11 protein-coding genes and 1 pseudogene are annotated in these 19,456 nt (G+C 68.1%); 7 read left to right on the top strand and 5 right to left on the bottom strand.

Annotated elements, in window-relative coordinates; genetic code table 11:
- From IE302_RS39455 to IE302_RS39440, 4 genes and pseudogenes are all read right to left on the bottom strand, one after another.
- Nucleotides 1-328: pseudogene (locus IE302_RS39455) on the bottom strand (HNH endonuclease); the annotation flags it as partial.
- Between the two features lie 147 nt (nt 329-475).
- Nucleotides 476-5,362: a DNA repair ATPase gene (locus tag IE302_RS39450; protein ID WP_191259561.1), complete on the bottom strand. Its 4,887-nt coding sequence runs from the start codon at nt 5,360-5,362 to the stop codon at nt 476-478.
- Nucleotides 5,359-7,368: a flotillin family protein gene (locus IE302_RS39445; protein WP_191259560.1), complete on the bottom strand. Its 2,010-nt coding sequence runs from the start codon at nt 7,366-7,368 to the stop codon at nt 5,359-5,361. The genes IE302_RS39450 and IE302_RS39445 overlap by 4 nt, the downstream gene beginning before the upstream one ends.
- A gap of 17 nt (nt 7,369-7,385) precedes the next feature.
- Nucleotides 7,386-7,973 (bottom strand): hypothetical protein, encoded by a 588-nt coding sequence (locus IE302_RS39440; protein WP_191259559.1) that lies wholly within the window; start codon nt 7,971-7,973, stop codon nt 7,386-7,388.
- 869 nt (nt 7,974-8,842) lie between these two features.
- On the opposite strand from IE302_RS39440, the gene IE302_RS39435 reads away from it, so the two are divergent.
- From IE302_RS39435 to IE302_RS39405, 7 genes are all read left to right on the top strand, one after another.
- A complete protein-coding gene (locus tag IE302_RS39435; RefSeq protein WP_191259558.1) occupies nt 8,843-10,942 on the top strand; it encodes a (Fe-S)-binding protein in 2,100 nt (699 codons plus the stop codon).
- Nucleotides 10,943-10,990: 48 nt separating this feature from the next.
- On the top strand, nt 10,991-11,914 hold the full coding sequence (locus IE302_RS39430; protein WP_191259557.1) for a metal ABC transporter substrate-binding protein: 924 nt from the start codon (nt 10,991-10,993) through the stop codon (nt 11,912-11,914).
- Complete coding sequence (locus IE302_RS39425; RefSeq protein ID WP_191259556.1) at nt 11,911-12,654, top strand: metal ABC transporter ATP-binding protein; 744 nt, start codon at nt 11,911-11,913, stop codon at nt 12,652-12,654. The genes IE302_RS39430 and IE302_RS39425 overlap by 4 nt, the downstream gene beginning before the upstream one ends.
- The gene (locus tag IE302_RS39420; protein ID WP_191259555.1) at nt 12,651-13,520 is read left to right on the top strand and encodes a metal ABC transporter permease; all 870 of its coding nucleotides are present in this window, start codon (nt 12,651-12,653) and stop codon (nt 13,518-13,520) included. Before IE302_RS39425 ends, IE302_RS39420 begins: the two co-directional genes overlap by 4 nt.
- 72 nt (nt 13,521-13,592) lie before the next feature.
- On the top strand, nt 13,593-14,408 hold the full coding sequence (locus IE302_RS39415) for an ABC transporter ATP-binding protein (protein ID WP_191259554.1): 816 nt from the start codon (nt 13,593-13,595) through the stop codon (nt 14,406-14,408).
- An 18-nt stretch (nt 14,409-14,426) separates the two neighbouring features.
- Nucleotides 14,427-15,404 (top strand): ABC transporter substrate-binding protein, encoded by a 978-nt coding sequence (locus IE302_RS39410; protein ID WP_191259553.1) that lies wholly within the window; start codon nt 14,427-14,429, stop codon nt 15,402-15,404.
- Nucleotides 15,404-17,482, top strand: coding sequence for an iron ABC transporter permease (locus IE302_RS39405; protein WP_191259552.1), 2,079 nt, complete (start codon nt 15,404-15,406; stop codon nt 17,480-17,482). Before IE302_RS39410 ends, IE302_RS39405 begins: the two co-directional genes overlap by 1 nt.
- A 107-nt stretch (nt 17,483-17,589) precedes the next feature.
- Here the strand turns inward: IE302_RS39405 and htpG are convergent, their stop codons facing one another.
- A complete protein-coding gene (gene htpG, locus IE302_RS39400; RefSeq protein ID WP_191259551.1) occupies nt 17,590-19,455 on the bottom strand; it encodes a molecular chaperone HtpG in 1,866 nt (621 codons plus the stop codon).
- Nucleotide 19,456 lies beyond the last annotated feature (1 nt).

Below are 19,456 nucleotides of genomic sequence, written 5' to 3'. Positions count from 1 at the left end.
CGTCCGACAGCCAGGCGGTGGCCGCGGCGACTTTCATCGCGCTGAACCCGGCCAGCTTTCCCTGGTCCATCAGTCCCAGGGTGCGGGGCAGACGGGTGGTCAACACGTCGGCGGCGGCGACCATCGCACCCGCGTGATTGTCCACAAGAGACAATTCGAGCGCGACCTCCTGTGTCACACTCCGCGCACTGTCGCGGTGCCGGTTCAGCTGAGCGATCGCCCGGAACCGGACCGCCTCCAGCTGCGCGATCCCCGCCGACGCCGCCTGCGCAACAGCAACACAATCGGCGTCGTCCAAAGAGAAGACGGCAGCGTTGACCGGCTCCAGACTTCCGGGTTCAGTGAGTTTTTCGAGTAATGCCACAGGTGTGGCTTCGCGTGTGTCCACCCGAGCAACATACGACCGACCACCGACAGTTTCCGATCACGCAGACACCGCGAGGCGTCGCCGTTTTCCGGCAACGCCTCGCGGCCCCTACATCACATCCCGGACGACCATCCGCTCCGAAGCACGTTCGATGGCCGCTTCCACCGCACCGACCCGGTCCGCCAGCAGCCCCATGGCGCCGACCGCCCGGCTCATCGGGTCCTCGTCGTCCCCGCCGAGCGCCTGCGCACGAAGGTAAGCGGCCTTGACGTCCGCCCACCGCTGCTCCTCCGAGGCGCTCAGCCGTCCGCGCAATTCGGCCAGCTTCAGCAGGTTCGCCTCCGCGCCCGAGGTGAGCGTTTGCGCCTCACCGGCGTAGTGGTCGTCGATCAGCGCTTCCAGTTCGGCGTCGTTCATCGCGGGCACGATCCGGCCGGCGAGCTTGTTCATGTTCCGGTACGAACCCTGCAGCTGGAACGGCGGTTCGACCCGCGACGCGTCCGCCTGCGCGGCAGAAGCGATGTACGCCTGATTGTTCTTCAGGACGATCCGCTGCACCTGGATCAGTTTCCGGAGCACGGCGAGGATCTGCTCCAGTTCGGTCGCCGAGTACGCGTGCTTCAGCTGGTCCGCCCGGACGGCGCCGTCGCCGCGGGCGAGCCGCACGAGAACGTCCACATCGGACCGTTCCCGCGAGACCAGCGGGGCCAGTACGGTGTTCGCGGTGAGCGAGTTCTCGATGTAGCTCAGCGCGAACAGCTCTTCCTTACCGGACAGCACATCGCCGAGGTTCCACACGTCCGCGCGGTTGGCGAGCATGTCCGGGATCCGGAACCGCTTCCCCTGCTCGGTGTACGGGTTACCGGCCATGCAGACGGCGAACCGCTTGCCACGCAGGTCATAGGTCCGCGTCTGGCCTTCCCACACGCCTTCCATCCGCCGTTGCGCGTCGCACAGCGAAATGAACTTCTGCAGCAGTTCCGGCGAGGTGTGCTGGATGTCGTCCAGATACAGCAGCACGTTGTTGCCCTGCTCCAGCGCGAACGAGATCTTCTCGACCTCCTGCCGCGCGGTCGCGTTGGGCGCGTCCGCCGGATCCACCGACGTGACCTCATGCCCGAGCGCCGGCCCGTTCACCTTGACGAACACCAGCCCGAGGCGGCTCGCGACGTACTCCATGAGTGTCGTCTTGCCGTAGCCGGGCGGCGAGATCAACAACAGCAGACCGGACTGGTCGGTGCGCCGGGCGTCGCCGGTCGCGCCGAGCTGCTTGGCGAGGTTGTCGCCGATCAGCGGCAAGTAGACCTCGTCGAGCAGCCTGTTGCGCACGAAGGCACTCATCACCTTCGGCTTGTACTCGGCCAGCCGCAGCCTGTCCCGTTCGGCGGCCACCAGTTCGTTGCGCTGCCGTTGATACGCCCGGAAACCCGGCACCCGGTCACGCCGGAACCGCCGCGTCCTGGCCAGCGTCTCGTCGAGCCGCAGGGTCAGGGACCGGTTGACGATTCGCGGATGCGAGCCGAGCAGACCGTCCACAGTGGCCGAAAGCTCCGCCGACGACTCGTAGCGCGGCAGATCGGTGAGTTCCATCGCGACGGCCTCCGCCAGCTCGTCGCCCGGAATCCCGGCCGAGTCCACAAAGGACGAAAGCCAGGCTTCGGCGAGCTGGTGGCGATCGGCGAGGTCTTCCAGCGCTCGCAGGTCTTCGGCGAAGCTCCGGCGGTCGAGCCGGAACTTGTCGAGCAGCGTCCGCGCGCCACCACTGGTGACGAACCCCGGTGACGCGTCGGCGAGTTCCTCGAACAGGTACTCACCGGCGAATTCGAGGTCCAGCGTCAGCCCGGACGACGCGGTGAACGCGGCCATCGCCTCGGCGAACTCGCCTGCCAACGAGTCGATCGCCGTGGTGTGGCCGAACGCTTCCCGCACCCGCGCGAGCGACGCGGCGCGCGTCGTCCACGCGGACTTCGCCGCTTCTTCGACGCCGAAAGCCCAGAACAACTGAGCGGCGGCCCTCGCCGCGGGCGGGTACCGCAGCAATCCGGCGGCGGACCGCAACCGCAGCAGCGCCGACAGGATCGCCGCCGCGTCGTGGTCGTGCACGCCGCGCGCGTAACCCTCGTCGTAGCGGTCCCCCGCGACGCGCCGGACGACTTCCAGCAGGTCGGCCTCTTGCAGATCCGGCCGTTCGTCGAGGATCGACGTCGCCAGATACTCGGCGCGATAGACCTCGGGCGACTCCGAGACCAGCAGCTGATCCCAGTACGGCCGTGTCGCCTCGAACGACTCGTCGCGGACGGGCGAGCGGTAGTCGGTCCCGGTGATCGCGAACTTCATCCCGCCGTCGTGCGGCACCAGGGTGAGGTCGATGTCCTGGGTGTTGACCGCGAAAGTGTTGCGGCCCAGGCGGATCGTCTCCCCGCCCTCGCCGTAGAGGTCGAGCCTGTCCCGCAGCGCGCGGCCGGCTTCCTGGCGAGCCGCCTTGACTCGGCCTTCGAGCTCTTCGGCGCGCACCTGGTCGCCGAGTTCACGCAGCTCGGTGACGACGCTGCGCAGCTTCGCGACCATCGGGTCGGAGGCGAAGTAGGTGTTGATCTCGTCGACCGAGCCGAGCGTGCCGACGCGCCTGGTCACGCTCGCGAGGATCCGTTCGGCCGAATCGACCAGCCGGTCGGCGCGACGCGCCCGTTCGTCGAGCAGTGCCTGCTTGCGCGAGGAGAACGCCTCGTAGACGTCGGTGCGCTTCTCCCCCAGCGACACCAGGAAGTCGTCGAACTCGCCGAACCGCGATTCGAGGTTTTCCAGCTGCAGCAGCAATCTGCCGAGCTGCTCGTCGCAGCGGTCCGGGGTGTCCGCGACCGCGAGCCCGCCGGTGATGGCCTGCGCGAGCAGCGCGAACTCGGCGGCGAACTCCGCCCGGCCCTCGGTCTCCAGCAGCTCCTTGCGCCGCGCGTCGAGGGTGGCCCGAGCCCGGTTGACCGCGCCGATGACCTCGCCGACGCGTTCGAGGATCTTCGTCCGCACCACGGCGTCCGCGATCTCCAGCCCGCCGACGACGTCGGTCAGCACTTCGAGCCCGCCGGACTGTTCGTCCAGCTGTTCGGCGACCGGAACCGCTTCCGCGACGGTGGAGATCGAGCCCGCGGCCTCGATCAGCCTGTCGACCTTGGCGTGGTAACCCGTGAACGCGTCCTCGCCCTGGAGGAACCGGACGGCCCGCTGCGCGGCCTCGCCGAATTCCGTGTCCAGGTCGGCGATCAGCTTGTCGACGCGCTCGGTGTCGACGTACCGCAGTTCCCGGACGGTGACGAGATGTCCGCGCGCACGGTGCATTTCGGCGAGCCTGCGCACCCAGGCGTCGGCCGCGTTCAGCGCCTCGCCGCGCACCCTCCGCACGAGCGACGCGGTTTCCGCGGCCGCCTCTTCGACGGCCTCGGCCGCCTGCGCGGTGAGCGAGGTGACCGTCTCGAACTCGTCGAGCACCTGCTCCGCGGTGACCCGGACGTCCGAAAGCGGCGACCGCAGATCACCGAGCTCGGCCTCGCCCAGCCAGTGGTAGTGATCGAAAACCCGTGCGCACGCGGCGATCAGGGCTTCGAACACCGCCGCCGACGGCGCCATCTCGCCGACCATCCGGCCGATCGAAAGACAGTCGGAGATCCCGCGGACCAGATCGGCGTTGCCGACCCGCTCCAGCGGCCCCGTCCCGGCCGGCTGCGACGCGGCGTAGGTGTCCGACTGGAACGGCGTCCGCCACACCTGCATCGGGTGCACGCGGCTCGGCTCGTCGGACAGCGCGCGGAACAGCACCATCGTGCCGTCGTCGAACAGCGAGTACCCGTGGCACGGGATCGGGTTCGAGACCTCTTTGCGGATCACGTTGTACGGCAGGAGAAGCGAGCGTCCCTCGGCCCGCGCGTGGAAGACGTAGAGCACGTCCTCCCCGTTGGGCGAGCGGATCACGCGCTCGAATTCGAGCTCGTCCACCGTGGTGTCGAACGTCTTGCTGACACCCGTGTCGAGGTAGTACCCGCCTGGGAAGATGATGCCGTGGTCCTCGGGCAGCCGCTGGCACGCCTGCCCGATCCCGTCGAGGCGCACCACGTCCCGGGTGCGGGTGTTGAACACCAGATACCGGTGCTCGGTCTCCTTGTACGGCAGCATCCGCAGCAGGATCAGCGGCCCGATCCGGGCGTACGACACCTCGGCGTCCGCCAGGCTCTGCAGCGGCTCGTCGACCGGCTCGGAGTAGACACCCTCACCGGTCTCGGTGTTGTTCTCGATCTTGATCGTCAGGTTGCCGCCGACGGTCTCGACGAACACCTCGTCCTCGATCGAGATGTGCGGATGCCGCCCGAGGACGTGTTGTTCGCGGCTGGTCTCGATCCATTCGAAGTCGTGCGACGGCGGGAAGACGTGATCGCGTTCGCCCCGGCTGTCCACATAGGACACGGTGCCGTCGGCGGCGATACCCCAGCGCAGCACGCGGATGTCCTCGGTCCGCGGGCCGATCTGGAAGACCGCGAGCAGTTTGCCCTCGACCCGGCGCAACTGCAGGAGCTTCGCCTGCCGGTAGTACCGGTACAGCTCGGCGAAGTCGCGGACGAACTGCTCGTCGCGCAACAGTCCCGGCAGCTCTTCGGCGGGCACGTCGTCGAAGCGAAAAGCTTCTTCGTCATGACTGAAGCCGTGCAGCGAGAAGACGTCGTCGACCGTCGTCTCGGGTTTGAGCCCGATGAAGACGTTGTAGCCGAACAACATCCGCCCGCCGACCGACACGACGTCGCGGGGCACGCAGTTGTTCGCGGTGCGGATCCGCTCCGTGCCGATCAGCGCGAGCTGCGCGCTGCCGAAGACCCCGAGCCGCGCGGTGTTGAGTTCGTCCGCGCGTTTGGCCAGTTCGGCGGCCTGTGCGGCGAGCCGGGCGCGGAGCACCTCGTAGGTGCCCGCGTCCAGCTGCTGCTCCGCTCCCGCCGCCGGTTCGGTCGCCGTCACTGCTTCGCGGGGGCGAGGGCGGCGACGGACTTGTCGGCGAGGCCGAGCCGCTGCGCCATGGCGAGCAGTTCCTGCACCTTGCCGCTGTCCGGGCCGCCCGCCTGCAGCTGCTTGGCCAGGAAGGCCGACAGCGTCAGGTTCTTCACGTCCTCCGTGCTCACCGAGCCGAGCAGCTTGCCGATGTCGTCGGTGAAGCTGCCCGAACCGTCGAGCCACGACTTCCCGAGCGTCTGGACGACGTCCGAGTGCTCGACGAATCCGTCGACGCTCTTGCCCAGCCCGATCGAGCCGATGACCTTCTCGAAGAACATCGTCTCGCCGCCGACGATGTCGATGTCGGCCTTCTCCAGCCCGATGCCGAGCACCGTGGCCTGCGCCTCGGCGACCTCGCGCTGCACTTTGAGCGCGGCGAGCCGGATCTCCTTCTCCGCCTCCAGGCGCAGGCGGTACTCCTCGTGGTCGCGGCTGGCGCTGTCGAGCGCGGCCATCGCGGCGGCCTTCTCGGTGAGACCTTCGGCCTCGCCCTTGAGCTTGTCGCGCATCGCGTCGGCGAGCACGACCGCCTTCTCGCGTTCGACGATCGCCTCGGCACGGCCGACCTTCTCCAGCGCGTCGGCGTCGCGTTCCTTGACCTGCGCCGCGGCGAGGCCGACGGCGGCCTCCTCGGCCTGGATGCCCTCGGCCAGGCGGATCTTCGCGCGGGTCTCCAGCTCGGCGGCCTGCTGCCGCGCCTCGGCCAGCGTCAGTTCCTCGCGGGCCTTGTGCTTGGCGGCCGCCTCGGCGGCTTCCGCGGCCTTGATGTCCTTGACGAGGTTCTCCTGCGCCTCCGCCTCGGCCCGGATGATCGTGGCCTCGCGCTGACGCTGCGCCTCCTCGACGACGCGGAGCTTCTTGATGTTCTCTTCCTGCTCCGCCACGGTCTTCTCGACCGCGATCCGCTCGCGGATCACCTCGGCGATGGACCGCTTCTCGGTCTCGACTTCCTTGTCCTTGGCGATCCGGGACAGCTCGGTCTCGCGTTCGCGGCCGATGACCTCCAGCAGCCTGTCCTTCTCGATGCGCTCGCTCTCGATGGCGATGACGCGCTCGCGGTTCTTGCCCGCGACCTCGATCTCACGCTGCTGGTTCTGGTGCTGGATGCCGAGCTGCTCGTCGGTGCGCAGTCCGGCGGCCTGCGACTTGAGCCGCTCCTCCGCCTGGACCTTGGCGATCTCGGCCTCTTCGCGCGCCCGCATGGTCTCGACCTCGCGGCGCTGCTTGATCTCGGCATCGGCCTGCCGCCGCTCCAGTTCGAGGATCGCCTCCTTGGCGTCCACGTTCTGGCGGGTGATCTCTTTTTCCTCGCTGCGGCGGAACTCGTTGGTGCGCACGTGCTCGATCGCGGTCAGCTCGGTGATCTTGCGGATACCCTGCGCGTCGAGGATGTTCGCGGAGTCGAGCTGCGCCATCGGCGTCTGCTCGAGGTAGTCGATGGCCGCGTCCTCCAGGCTGTACCCGTTGAGGTCGGTGCCGATGACGCGGATGATCTGGTCGCGGAATTCGTGGCGCTTGGTGTAGAGATCCACGAAGTCGAGCTGCTTCCCGACGGTTTTCAGCGCCTCGGAGAACTTGGCGTTGAACAGCTCCTGCAGCGTCGCCTCGTGGCTGGCGCGTTCGGTGCCGATCGCCTGCGCGACCTTGATGACGTCCTCGACGGTCTTGTTGACCCGGACGAAGAACGAGATCCGGATGTCGGCGCGGATGTTGTCCCGGCAGATCAGGCCCTCACGACCGGTGCGGGTGATCTCCATCGCCTTGACCGACGTGTCCATGATCTCGGCCTTGTGCAGCACCGGCAGGACGATCGCGCCGGTGAACGTCACGTCGACGCGGCGGACCTTCGAAATGATCAGTGCCTTCCCCTGCGGCACCTTTTTGAACAACCTGGTGATCGTGAAGAGCAAGACCAGGAGGATGACAACTACCACGGCGATCAGAACGCCGGCCCCCACGCTGATGGCACCCATAGTGTTCCTTTTCTGCTTCAGATGTCCAAGGACTCGACCCAGAAGAACTCGCCTTCGGAGTCGTAGTCATAGAGAACTACGCGGCTGCCCGCCGTCAGGTTGCCTCGGCCCGCCTGCCGAACGTCCACAATGGCCGTCGACCCGTCGGCGGCGGCGACCTCGGCCTGGCCGAAGTCGTGCGTCACCGACGAAGTGCGGATGACGGCGGCGCGACCGACGAAGTCCCGCCTGCTCGGCTCCTTCGCGGGGCCGAATACCCGGCGCAATGGCACCACGATCACCCTCGTCCCGAGTGTGCCGAGGACGAGCGCGACGGCGAGCACGCCGACCCCGAGCCCGATCCTCGATGGTGTCGAAAGCTCCAGATCATCGAGTAGAACCGTTCCTGCCAGGCTGGCGAACCAGGTGAATGCGATCAGCAAAGAGAGCGAAAGGGACAGTGGGACCCCGCCGAAACCCGCCAGGAGCCCGTCGCCCGGGACGTCGAGGCCGTCCGAGTCGACGGCGCCGAACAGTGCCAGCAGCCAGTAGCCGATCACCACGATCAGCAGGAAGCTGAAGAGCACGGCCGGAAACCCCAGAGCCGCGGTGACGAACCCGCCCATCCCGTCGTTCCCTCCCCCATTACCCCGGGTCAGGACTATAACCAGCGCGTGACGCCCGGCGGGCCGTTTTCGGCTACGAGTGGGTCACGGTGTGCGGAAGCGTGCGGGGTGGTCGCCCACCCTCCGCGTTTCGTCCTCTGAATGCGGACCGGCGAGTCTGGCACCCGCCGCGTTTCGCCCTCTGAATGCGGACCGGCAGGTCGCCTACCCGCCGCGTTTAGTCCTCTGGATGCGGACCGGCGGGCCTGGCACCCGCCGCGTTTAGTCCTCTGGATGCAACCGGTCGCCCAGCGTTACGCCGACCGGCCGCCCGGAAGCCATCCGGTTGGACCTGTCGCACCACCGGAGCGAGCCCTACTCTCCAGTATTGAGAGTGACACAGGACACACCACGGTCTTGGAGGCTCCCTTGGGTTGGCACGTTCGCGAGACGATCGACGGGGATCAGCGCGAACGGCGGATCCGCCACGTCACCCGATGTCTGAGCTGCACGCTCACCTGCGTCCATTGTGGACTTCCAGCCCGATTCTCCGTCCCCTCGGGACATCCCGGGCTCGGCGTTGTCGAGCACCTCCCTGGCTCGACAACGCCCGGTCTCCCCGACCTCGCCCTCCTGCACCGGTTCTGCCGGGACAACCTCGCGACGGAACCCGGTGTCGCGCTCAGGCGCGCCTATCTCGGCCTGGCGACCGAACTCTTCGAAGCGGGACGACGAATCCGCCGTCACCACAGACTCGGCGTGCATCCGCCACGGCCGGGACACCTCGAGGCCTACCGAAAACGGTGGCGAGTGGCCAAAATGCGGTACGCCTGCAAGGCGTGCCGGTACTACACTGGCTCTCACTGAGCCGTTTCTCCCCCGGAGGACTCGTGCTCGTTCGTCTCATCCTCGGTCTCCTCATCACCGTCGCCGGCCTCGCTTTCGCCGCCCGCCGCGCCGCCTGGCTCTACAGACTGATCAAGTCCGGTCAGCCGGACGAGAAACGCTCCGACGTCATGGCCGTCCGCGCGAAAACGCATCTGGCCGAGGTCTTCGGGCAGCGCAAACTGCTCAAGTGGTCCGTCCCCGGGCTCGCGCATCTGTTCACGTTCTGGGGTTTCGTGATCCTCGGCTCGGTCTACGTCGAGGCGTACGGCGCCCTGTTCGACCACGACTTCCACATCCCGCTCATCGGGCATTGGGCGGTCTTGGGTTTCCTTCAGGACTTCATCGCGGTCGCGGTGCTCGTCTCGCTCGCGGTCTTCGCGATCATCCGGATCCGCCAAGCGCCCGAACGAAAAGACCGCGCGTCGCGCTTCTTCGGGTCGCATACCGGCGGCGCCTGGCTGATCCTGTTCATGATCTTCAACGTGATCTGGACGATGTTCCTCTTCCGCGGCGCGTCGGCGGCGGTCGGTGTCTTCCCGTACGAGTCGGGCGCGTGGGTTTCCCTCGGCGTCGGGGAACTCCTGGAGCCGCTGGGTCTTTCGGTCACCGAACCGCTGGAGACCGTCGGGCTGCTGCTGCACATCGGTGTGATGCTGGCGTTCCTGTCGATCGTGCTCTACTCCAAGCACCTCCACATCTTCCTGGCGCCGGTCAACGTCACCGCCAAACGGCTCCCGGACGCGCTCGGCCCGCTGCTGCCGATGGAATCCGGCGGCAAGCCGATCGACTTCGAGGATCCGGGCGAGGACGACACGTTCGGCCGAGGCAAGATCGAGGACTTCACCTGGAAGGGCATGCTCGACTTCGCCACCTGCACCGAATGCGGCCGCTGCCAGTCGCAATGCCCGGCGTGGAACACCGGGAAACCGTTGTCCCCCAAGCTCATGATCATGGATCTGCGGGACCATCTCTTCGAAAGCGCCCCGTACATCCTGGACGGCAAGGAAGCCCCCGAGGAGCGCCCGCTCGTCGGGACCAAGGACGCGGGCGGCGTTATCGATCCCGACGTCCTCTGGTCCTGCACCACCTGCGGCGCCTGCGTCGAGCAGTGCCCGGTCGACATCGAGCACGTCGACCACGTGGTGGACATGCGCCGGTATCAGGTGATGATCGAGTCGGCCTTCCCGAGCGAACTCGGCGTCCTGTTCAAGAACCTCGAAACCAAGGGAAATCCCTGGGGGCAGAACAACTCCGACCGGCTCGCCTGGACGAAGGACCTCGATTTCGAGGTGCCGATCTTCGACGGCGAACTCGCCGACGACGTCGAGTACGTCTACTGGGTCGGCTGCGCGGGCGCGTTCGACGACAACGCCCGCAAGACCGTCCGCGCCACCGCGGAACTCCTGCATCTCGCCGGGGTCAAGTACACGATCCTCGGCACCGACGAGTCCTGCACCGGCGACCCGGCCCGCCGGTCCGGCAACGAGTTCCTCTTCCAGATGCTCGCGCAGCAGACCGTCGAGACGCTGAACGCGGTGTTCGAGGGCCGCGAGCCGGGCACGCGCAAGATCGTCACCACCTGCCCGCACTGCCTGAACACGCTCGGCCGCGAGTACCCGCAGCTGGACGGGAACTACGAGGTCCTGCACCACACGCAACTGCTGAACCGGCTGGTCCGCGCCAAGAAGCTGACGCCGGTCAAACCGGTCGACGCCGGCCCGGTGACCTATCACGACCCGTGCTACCTCGGCCGCCACAACAAGGTCTACGAACCGCCGCGCGAACTCGTCGGCGCGACCGGCGCCACCCTGAGCGAGATGCCCCGGCACGCCGACCGCTCGCTCTGCTGCGGCGCCGGTGGCGCGCGGATGTGGATGGAGGAGCAGATCGGCAAGCGCATCAACCTCGAACGCGTCGACGAGGCGCTCGGCACGGACGCCGAAACCATCGTCACCGGCTGCCCGTTCTGCCGCGTGATGCTGAACGACGGGCTCGTCCAACGACAGAGCGAGCAGCGTGGCGAGAACGTCACCGTGCGCGACGTCTCCCAGCTCCTGCTGGAATCCGTCAAGGAGCGAGACCGGACCGCGACCGAGATTTAAGGCACACGAGAGTTGGAAGTTCGGCGCACCGAACTCTAGACTCACGGGATGGCGAATCTGTTCAAGGCCGTCTGCGGGCTGGCCGTGTCGGCGCTCGTCCTGAGCGCGTGCGGCGCGGGCAACGGAACGAGCGGCGGCGCGGACGACAAGCGGCCCGTGGTGCTGACCACGTTCACGGTCTTGGCGGACGTCGCGGCGAACGTCGCGGGCGACAAGCTCAGGGTCGAGTCGATCACCAAGCCCGGCGCCGAGATCCACGGTTACGAGCCCACCCCGGACGACATCAAGAAGGCGGCGAAGGCCGACCTGATCCTCGACAACGGGCTGAACCTCGAAGCGTGGTTCGCCCGGTTCGTCAAGGAGAGCGACGCACCGCACAAGGTGGTCAGCGAAGGCGTCCAGCCCATCGCCATCGGCGAGGACTCCTACCAGGGCAAGCCGAACCCGCACGCGTGGATGTCGCCGAAGAACGTCGGGATCTACGTGGACAACATGGTCAAGGCGTTCAGCGAGCTCTCCTCCGGTGACGCCGCCGCGTTCAAGGCCAACGGCGACGCCTACAAGGCGAAACTGCAAGCCGTCCAGGACGAGATGACCGGCGCGCTGAGCGGACTGCCGAAGAACGAGCGCGCGCTGGTCACCTGCGAAGGCGCCTTCTCCTACCTCGCGCGCGACACCGGCCTCACCGAGCGGTACATCTGGGCGGTCAACGCCGAACAGCAGGCCACCCCGCAGCAGATCACCCGCGCCATCGAATTCGTCAAGGAGAACAAGGTCCCCGCGGTGTTCTGCGAGTCGACCGTCTCCGACGCGCCGATGCGCCAGGTCGTCTCCGCGACCGGTGCCGCGTTCGGCGGCGTCCTCTACGTCGATTCCCTGTCCGGTCCCGAAGGTCCGGTGCCGACGTACCTCGACCTCATCCGCCACGACGCGAAGACGATCGTGGCCGCGCTCACCGGGGCGAAGCCGTGACCGCCGCGATCCGCGTCGAGGGCGTCACGGTCCATTACGGCGAGGTCCTCGCACTCGACGGTGTCGACGTCACGCTCGAACACGGCCACGTCTGCGGTCTGGTCGGGATGAACGGCTCCGGCAAGTCGACGCTGTTCAAGACGATCATGGGCATGGTCCGCCCGGACACCGGCACGGTCTCGGTCGACGGCGGCGCGCCCGCGCTCGCCCGCAAGACCGGCGCGATCGGTTACGTGCCGCAGAGCGAGGACGTCGACTGGTCGTTCCCGCTGTCGGTGCGGGACGTCGTGATGACCGGCCGCTACGGGCGGCTCGGTTTCACCCGGCGGCCGCGCCGCGCCGACCACGAGGCCGTCGACCACGCGCTGGAGCGGGTCGAACTGACCGAACTCGCCGGACGGCAGATCGGCCAGTTGTCCGGCGGGCAGCGCAAACGCGCGTTCGTCGCGCGCGGGATCGCCCAGGGCGCCCGCGTCCTGCTGCTGGACGAGCCGTTCGCCGGCGTCGACAAGCGGTCCGAAGCCACGATCACCCGGCTGCTCAAGGAACTCGCGGCCGACGGCGCCGCGGTCCTGATCTCCACGCACGACCTGCACGCGCTGCCCGGGCTGGCCGACGAGGCGATCCTGCTGATGCGCAAGGTGCTCGCGCACGGCTCCCCCGGCGAGGTGCTCCGGCCCGAGAACCTCGCGCTGGCCTTCGGACTCGATGTCCTGCAACGGGAAGAGGAACCCGCGTGAGTCTCTACGACCTGTTCCTCGAACCGCTGAGCTACGACTTCATGGTGCGGGCGCTGGCCTCCACGGTGATCGCGTCCGCGGTCTGCGCGGCGCTCTCGTGCTGGCTGGTGCTGATCGGCTGGTCGCTGATGGGCGACGCGGTTTCGCACGCGGTGCTGCCCGGTGTCGTGCTCGCGTATGTCCTCGGCGCGCCCTTCGCGCTGGGCGCCGTCGTCTTCGGTTTCCTCGCCGTGGCCCTGATCGGCGTCGTCCGCGACACCAGCCGGGTCAAGGAGGACGCCGCGATCGGCATCGTGTTCACCACGCTGTTCGCGCTCGGGCTCGTGCTGATCTCGGTGACGCCGAGCCAGACCGACCTGAACCACATCATCTTCGGCAACCTGCTCGGCGTCGACACCTCGGATCTGATCCAGATCGGTGTCCTCGGCGCGATCACGCTCACCGTGCTGGTGCTCAAACGCCGCGACTTCACCTTGTACGCCTTCGATCCCACGCACGCGCACGCCATCGGGCTGAACCCGCGGGTGCTCGGTGCCGCGCTGCTCGGGCTGCTCGCGCTGACCGCGGTGGTGGCGCTGCAGGTGGTCGGCGTGATCCTGGTGGTGGCGATGCTGATCATCCCGGGCGCGACGGCGTATCTGCTGACCGACCGGTTCGGGCGAATGCTCGTGATCGCGCCGACGTTCTCGGTGCTCGCGGCGGTGACCGGGCTGTACCTGAGCTACCACCTCGACACCGCGTCCGGCGGGATGATCGTGCTGGTGCAGGGCGCCGGGTTCACGCTGGTGTACCTGTTCGGGCCGCGGCACGGGATCGTCGGGAAGCGGCTGGCCAAACGGCGGCGGGAGCTGGCCCGGGCCGCGTGACCGGACAGTCACCCCGCGCTCTGTGTCTCTCGCGACATGGGTCTGGGCCCGCCCTTAGGTTAGGCTCCCCTCATGTCTACGGAAGACGCGCTGCTCACCGGCCATGACCTGGTGCTCGCGCACCAAGAGCGGGCCGTGGTGGACGGCGTGTCCCTGTCGTTGCGCGCCGGCACGGTCACCGCGCTGGTCGGGCCGAACGGCTCCGGCAAGTCGACGCTCCTGCGTTCGCTGGCGCGGCTGCACAAGCCGCGCGAAGGCAGCGTCCACCTCGGCGAACGCCCCGTCTGGGGCGGGAACGCGTTGTCCGGCAAGGAGTTCGCCCGCCAGGTCACGCTGCTGACCCAGCACCGGCCCACGCCGAGCGGGGTGTCCGTGCGCGACGTCGTCTCCTACGGCCGGTACCCGTACCGCTCGGGCTGGCGCGGGGTCGACACCGACGGCGCCGCCGCGATCCGCCGCGCGATGGAGCTGACCGGCGTGACGCCGATGGCCGAACGCGGTGTCGACGAACTGTCCGGCGGCGAGCTCCAGCGCGTCTGGCTCGCGTCCTGTCTCGCCCAGCAGACCTCCGTGCTGCTGCTGGACGAGCCCACCAACCATCTCGACCTGCGCTATCAGGTCGAGATCCTCGACGTCGTCCGCGATCTGGCCAACGAAGGCGTCGCGGTCGGCGTGGTGCTGCACGACCTCGACCACGCGGCGATCATCGCCGACGAGGTCGTGCTGCTGTGCGAGGGAACCATCGTGGCCACGGGTGACATCGGGCAGGTGCTCACCACCGAGCACCTCTCCCAGGCCTACGGCGTCACCGTCCACGTCGCGAACGACCCGGTGACGGGCGCGATCCACTGCAGGCCACTCGGGCGGCATTCGCCCAGGCCCGCCTGAGAAACCAGGAAGAACCCCATGCGTTTGCTGATGCCCGCCGCCCTCGTCGCGGCGACGGCCCTGCTGCTGTCCGCCTGCGGCACCACCGAGAACACCGCCGCCGCGCCGGGCGAGTCCGCCGCCGCGAGCGGACCGGTCATGGTGACCGACGCGCGCGGCAAGGCCGTCAACCTCAAGGCCCCCGCGAAGCGTGTCGTCGCACTCGAATGGGGCGAGGCCGAGATGGTCGCTTCGCTCGGTGTCATGCCGGTCGGCGCCGCGGACGTCGCGGGCTACAACGTCTGGGACAAGGCCGTCCCGCTGACCGCGGAGGTCAAGGACGTCGGCAAGCGCAACGAGCCCAGCGTCGACGCGATCGTCGGGCTGAACCCCGACGTCGTCATCATCGCCGACGAGCGTGACTCGACCCTGGTGCCGCAGATCGAGAAGTACGTACCGGTCGTGGTCACCAAGTCCAGCGACGCGGCCAGGAACTTCGACCGGCTGCGCGAGGACTTCAAGCTGATCGCGAAGACGGTCGGCAAGGAGGCCGAGGCGGACAAGCAACTGTCCGAAATGGACGCCAAACTCGCCGAGGGCAAGAAGGCCGTCGAGGGCAAGGGCGCCGCGGGCACCCCGTTCCTGATGGCCGACGGCTACCTCGAAGGCAGCACCGTCAGCATCCGCCCGTTCGGCAAGGGTTCGCTGGTCTCCGACACCGCCGAGGCCGTCGGCCTCAAGAACGTCTGGACCGGCAAGGTCGACCCGCAGTGGGGTCTCGGCCAGACCGACGTCGAGGGCCTGACCGCGATCACCGACCCGAAGACCGTGCTGTTCTACAGCGCGTCCGAAGAGGACGTCTTCACCACCGGGCTCGCGCAGAACGCCGTCTACCAGCGCCTGCCGTTCGTGGTGTCGAAGAAGATCCACAAGCTGGAGTCCGGCACGTGGACCTTCGGCGGGCCGAAGTCGGTCATCAGCACCGCCGACCAGATCGTGAAGGCCATCACCGCCTGATGACCACCAAGGTCCGAGGTACTTCTCCCCGCCGAGGACTCGTCGAAACAGTGCGGTCGCCGCAGACGATCCGCACCGCGGTGGTGTCGGCGGGGCTGGTGGCGCTGATCGCCGTCCTCGCCGGCGTCCACCTGACCCAGGGCACCTCGACGTCCGGCCCGCTCGACGTCGTGAAGGCGATCTTCGGCCACGGGGACGCGCAAACCCTCGCCGTATTGGAGGGTGCGCGCGTCCCCCGGCTGCTCGCCGCGTTGCTGCTCGGGATCTCGCTCGGCGTCGCGGGCGCGGGAATGCAGTCCGTGGCACGGAACCCGCTCGCCTCACCCGACACGCTCGCGGTGAACGCGGGCGCGCACTTCGCCGTGGTCGCCATCTCCGCGTTCGGTCTCTCGCTGCCGCTCGTGCCGGTGGGCGGGGCGGCGTTCGCAGGCGGGCTCGCCGCGGCCGTCGTCGTACTCGGCCTCGCGGGCGGCGGTGCCGCCAGCCCGCGGCTGGTGCTCGTCGGTTCGGCGATGCTGCTGGCTCTCCAGTCGGTGACCGTCCTGCTGTTGCTCCTGTTCGAGGAGGAGACGAGCGGGCTGTTCGCCTGGGGCAGCGGTTCGCTGACCGTGGCCGACCTGCGCGCGACCGGACAGATGACGCCGATCGTGGTGATCGCCGTGGTGGCGCTCATCGCGATGGGCGGCAAACTCGACATCCTCGCCCTCGGCGACGACAACGCGACCGTGCTCGGCCTCCGGGTCCGCCGGACGAGGGTCACCGCGATCGTGCTGACCGTCGCGCTGACCGCGGCGGCGGTGACCGTCGCCGGGCCGGTCGGGTTCGTCGGGCTGAGCGCACCGGTGATCACGAAGCTGCTGCTGCCGATCGCGAAGCATCGCGCGCTGCTGCCGGTGTCCGGGCTGGTCGGCGTGGTGACGGTGCTCGGCGCCGACGTCGTCCTGCGGGCGATCATGGGGTCGGCCGCGGCCGTGCGGGTGCCGACCGGGGTGGTGACGACGATCGTCGGCGCCGTCGTGATGGTGTGGCTGGCGCGACGCGGCCGGGGCAGTGGCTCGCGCCGGCAGGCTCCGGCGGGGCGCGTCGGGGTCGCCGGATCGACCCGGCGGCTCGTGACGATCTCCGTCGTCCTGGTCGCGCTGCTCGCCGTCGTCCCGGTCGTCGGGCTGATGCTGGGCGACCGCGTGGTGCTGCTCGGCGACCTCGCGAACTGGGTCACCGGCAACACCGGGACCGCACTCACTTTCGTGCTGGACCAACGACTTCCGCGGGTGCTGGCCGCGCTGCTCGCCGGTGCCGCGCTGGCGGTGTCCGGCTGCGGCATCCAGTCGGTCAGCCGCAACCCGCTCGCCGAACCGGGGCTGCTCGGCATCACCGCGGGCGCCGGACTCGGCGCGATCACGCTGATCACCATCGTCCCGGCGGTCGGTGCCTGGTCGATCGCCGGTGCCGCCGGTCTCGGCGCGACCGTCGTCTTCCTGCTGGTCTACGGGCTCGCGTGGCGGTCAGGGCTGGATTCGGACCGGCTGGTGATCATCGGCATCGCGGTCTGGTCGGCCGGGATGGCGCTGATCACGCTGCTGATCGTGGTCTCCGACCCGTGGAACTCGGCCAAGGCGCTGACCTGGCTTTCCGGGTCGACCTACGGCCGCACGCTGGAACAGGTCGTGCCGGTGGCGCTGGCGCTCGTCGCACTGACGCCGTTGTTGTGGCTCAAGCATCGGGAACTGGACCTGCACGCCCTCGACGAGGACACCCCGCGGGTGCTGGGGATGCGGATCGAGCGGTCCAGGCTGGTGGTGCTGGGGGCCTCCGGGATCCTGGCCGCCACCGCGGTGTCCGCGATCGGCGTGGTCGTGTTCGTCGGGCTGGTCGCGCCGCATCTGGCGCGGTCGCTGGTCGGCGGACGGCACGGCCGGGTCATCCCGGTGGCCGCGGCGCTCGGGGCGTTGCTGGTGAGCGTCGCGGACACCCTGGGGCGGACGGTCATCGCCCCCGCCCAGATCCCGGCGGGCCTGGTCATCGCCATGGTCGGGACGCCGTACTTCGTGCTGGTGCTCTGGAAGACCCGGCCCTGAACACCGATCACGCGTGTCCGGACCCGGATCTCACGTGATTGAACCCGGAACACGCTGTTCCGGGTTCAATCACGTGAGTTCGGTCTTCAAGCACGCGAGTTCGGTGATTACAGGGTCTTCTGGAGGTGCGTGGCGAGGAGTTTGGTGAAGCGCGAGGGGTCGCCCAGTTCCCCGCCCTCGGCCAGCAAAGCCATGCCGTAGAGCAGTTCCGCGGTCTCGGCGAGTCCCTCGGATTCACCGTTCTCCGTGAACGAGGACCGCAGCCCGGAGACCAGCGGGTGGCCCGGGTTGAGTTCCAGGATCCGCTTGATCTGCGGCATTTCCTGGCCCATCGCGCGGTACATCTTCTCCAGCGTCGGGGTGACGTCGTTCGTGTCGCCGACGATGCAGGCGGGCGACGTCGTCAGCCGCGACGACAGCCGGACCTCCTTGACCTGCTCCGACAGCGTCGTTGTCAGCCAGGTCAGCAGCCCGGAGAACTCTTCCTTCTGCTCGTCGGTGGTGTCGGAGTCGAGTTCGACCTCGCCCTTCGCGACCGACTGGAACTGCTTCTCCTCGTAGCCGGAGACGGCGTCGACCCACATCTCGTCGATCGGGTCGGTGAGCACGAGCACCTCGTATCCCTTGGCCTGGAAGGCTTCCAGATGCGGGGAGTTCTCGATGCTCTGCCGCGACTCACCGGTCAGGTAGTAGATGTGCTCCTGGCCGTCCTTCATCCGCTCGACGTACTCGCGCAGCGAAGTGAGCTTCTCCGGATCGTTCGTCGAGGCGAACGAGCAGATGTCGAGGATCGCGGTGCGGTTCTCGTGGTCGTCCAGCAGGCCTTCCTTGACGGCGCGGCCGAACTCCTTCCAGAACGTCTCGTACTTGTACGGGTTCTCGTCGGCCATCAGGGTCTTGACGGTCGAGAGGACCTTCTTCACCAGGCGACGGCGGATCAGCTGGATCTGCCGGTCCTGCTGCAGGATCTCGCGCGAGACGTTGAGCGAGAGGTCCTGCGCGTCGACGACGCCCTTCACGAAGCGCAGGTACTCCGGCATCAGCGCTTCGCAGTCGTCCATGATGAAGACGCGCTTCACGTACAGCTGGACACCGCGCTTGCGCTCCCGCATGAACAGGTCGAGCGGCGCGTGCCCCGGCAGGAACAGCAGCGCCTGGTACTCGAAGGTGCCCTCGGCCTGGAGCCGGATCGTCTCCAGCGGGTCGTTCCAGTCGTGCGCGACGTGCTTGTAGAACTCGTTGTACTCGTCTTCGGTGACGTCGCTGGAGGAACGGGCCCACAGCGCCTTCATCGAGTTGACCGTGGCGGTCTCTTCGCCTTCGGTCATCCGGATCGGCCAGGTGATGAAATCCGAGTACTTCTTGACGATCTGCTTGATCTTGGCGGCCGAGGTGTAGTCGAAGAGCTGGTCCTCGGCGTCCTCGGGCTTGAGGTGCAGGACGACCGACGTGCCCTGCGGCAGGTCCGGGACCGTCTCGATGGTGTACGTGCCTTCGCCTTCGGATTCCCAGCGGACGCCCTCGTCCGACCCCGCGCGACGCGTCAGCAGCGTGACCTTGTCGGCCACCATGAAGCTGGCGTAGAACCCGATGCCGAATTGGCCGATCAGATCCTGCGAGGCCGCGGAATCCTTCGTTTCCTTCAGCTTCTTCAGGAATTCGGCGGTACCGGATTTCGCGATCGTGCCGATCAACGCGACGACGTCGTCCCGGCTCATCCCGATTCCGTTGTCCCGCACGGTGAGGGTGCGGTTTTCGGGGTCGGTCTCGATCTCGATGTGGAGATCGTCGGTATCCGCCTGGAGTTCCTTGTCGCGGAACGCTTCGAGGCGGAGTTTGTCCAGTGCGTCGGAGGCGTTGGACACCAGTTCGCGGAGGAAGGTGTCCTTGTTCGAGTAGATCGAGTGGATCATCAGCTGCAGGAGCTGACGTGCCTCCGACTGGAACTCGAGTGTTTCGGCAGAGGTGGTCACG

This window comes from Amycolatopsis oliviviridis, from assembly GCF_014654365.1.
GTDB classification, from domain to species: Bacteria; Actinomycetota; Actinomycetes; order Mycobacteriales; family Pseudonocardiaceae; genus Amycolatopsis; species Amycolatopsis oliviviridis.
The sequence above is the reverse complement of the archived record's forward strand: the minus strand, read 5'-3'. Positions and strand labels throughout refer to the sequence as shown.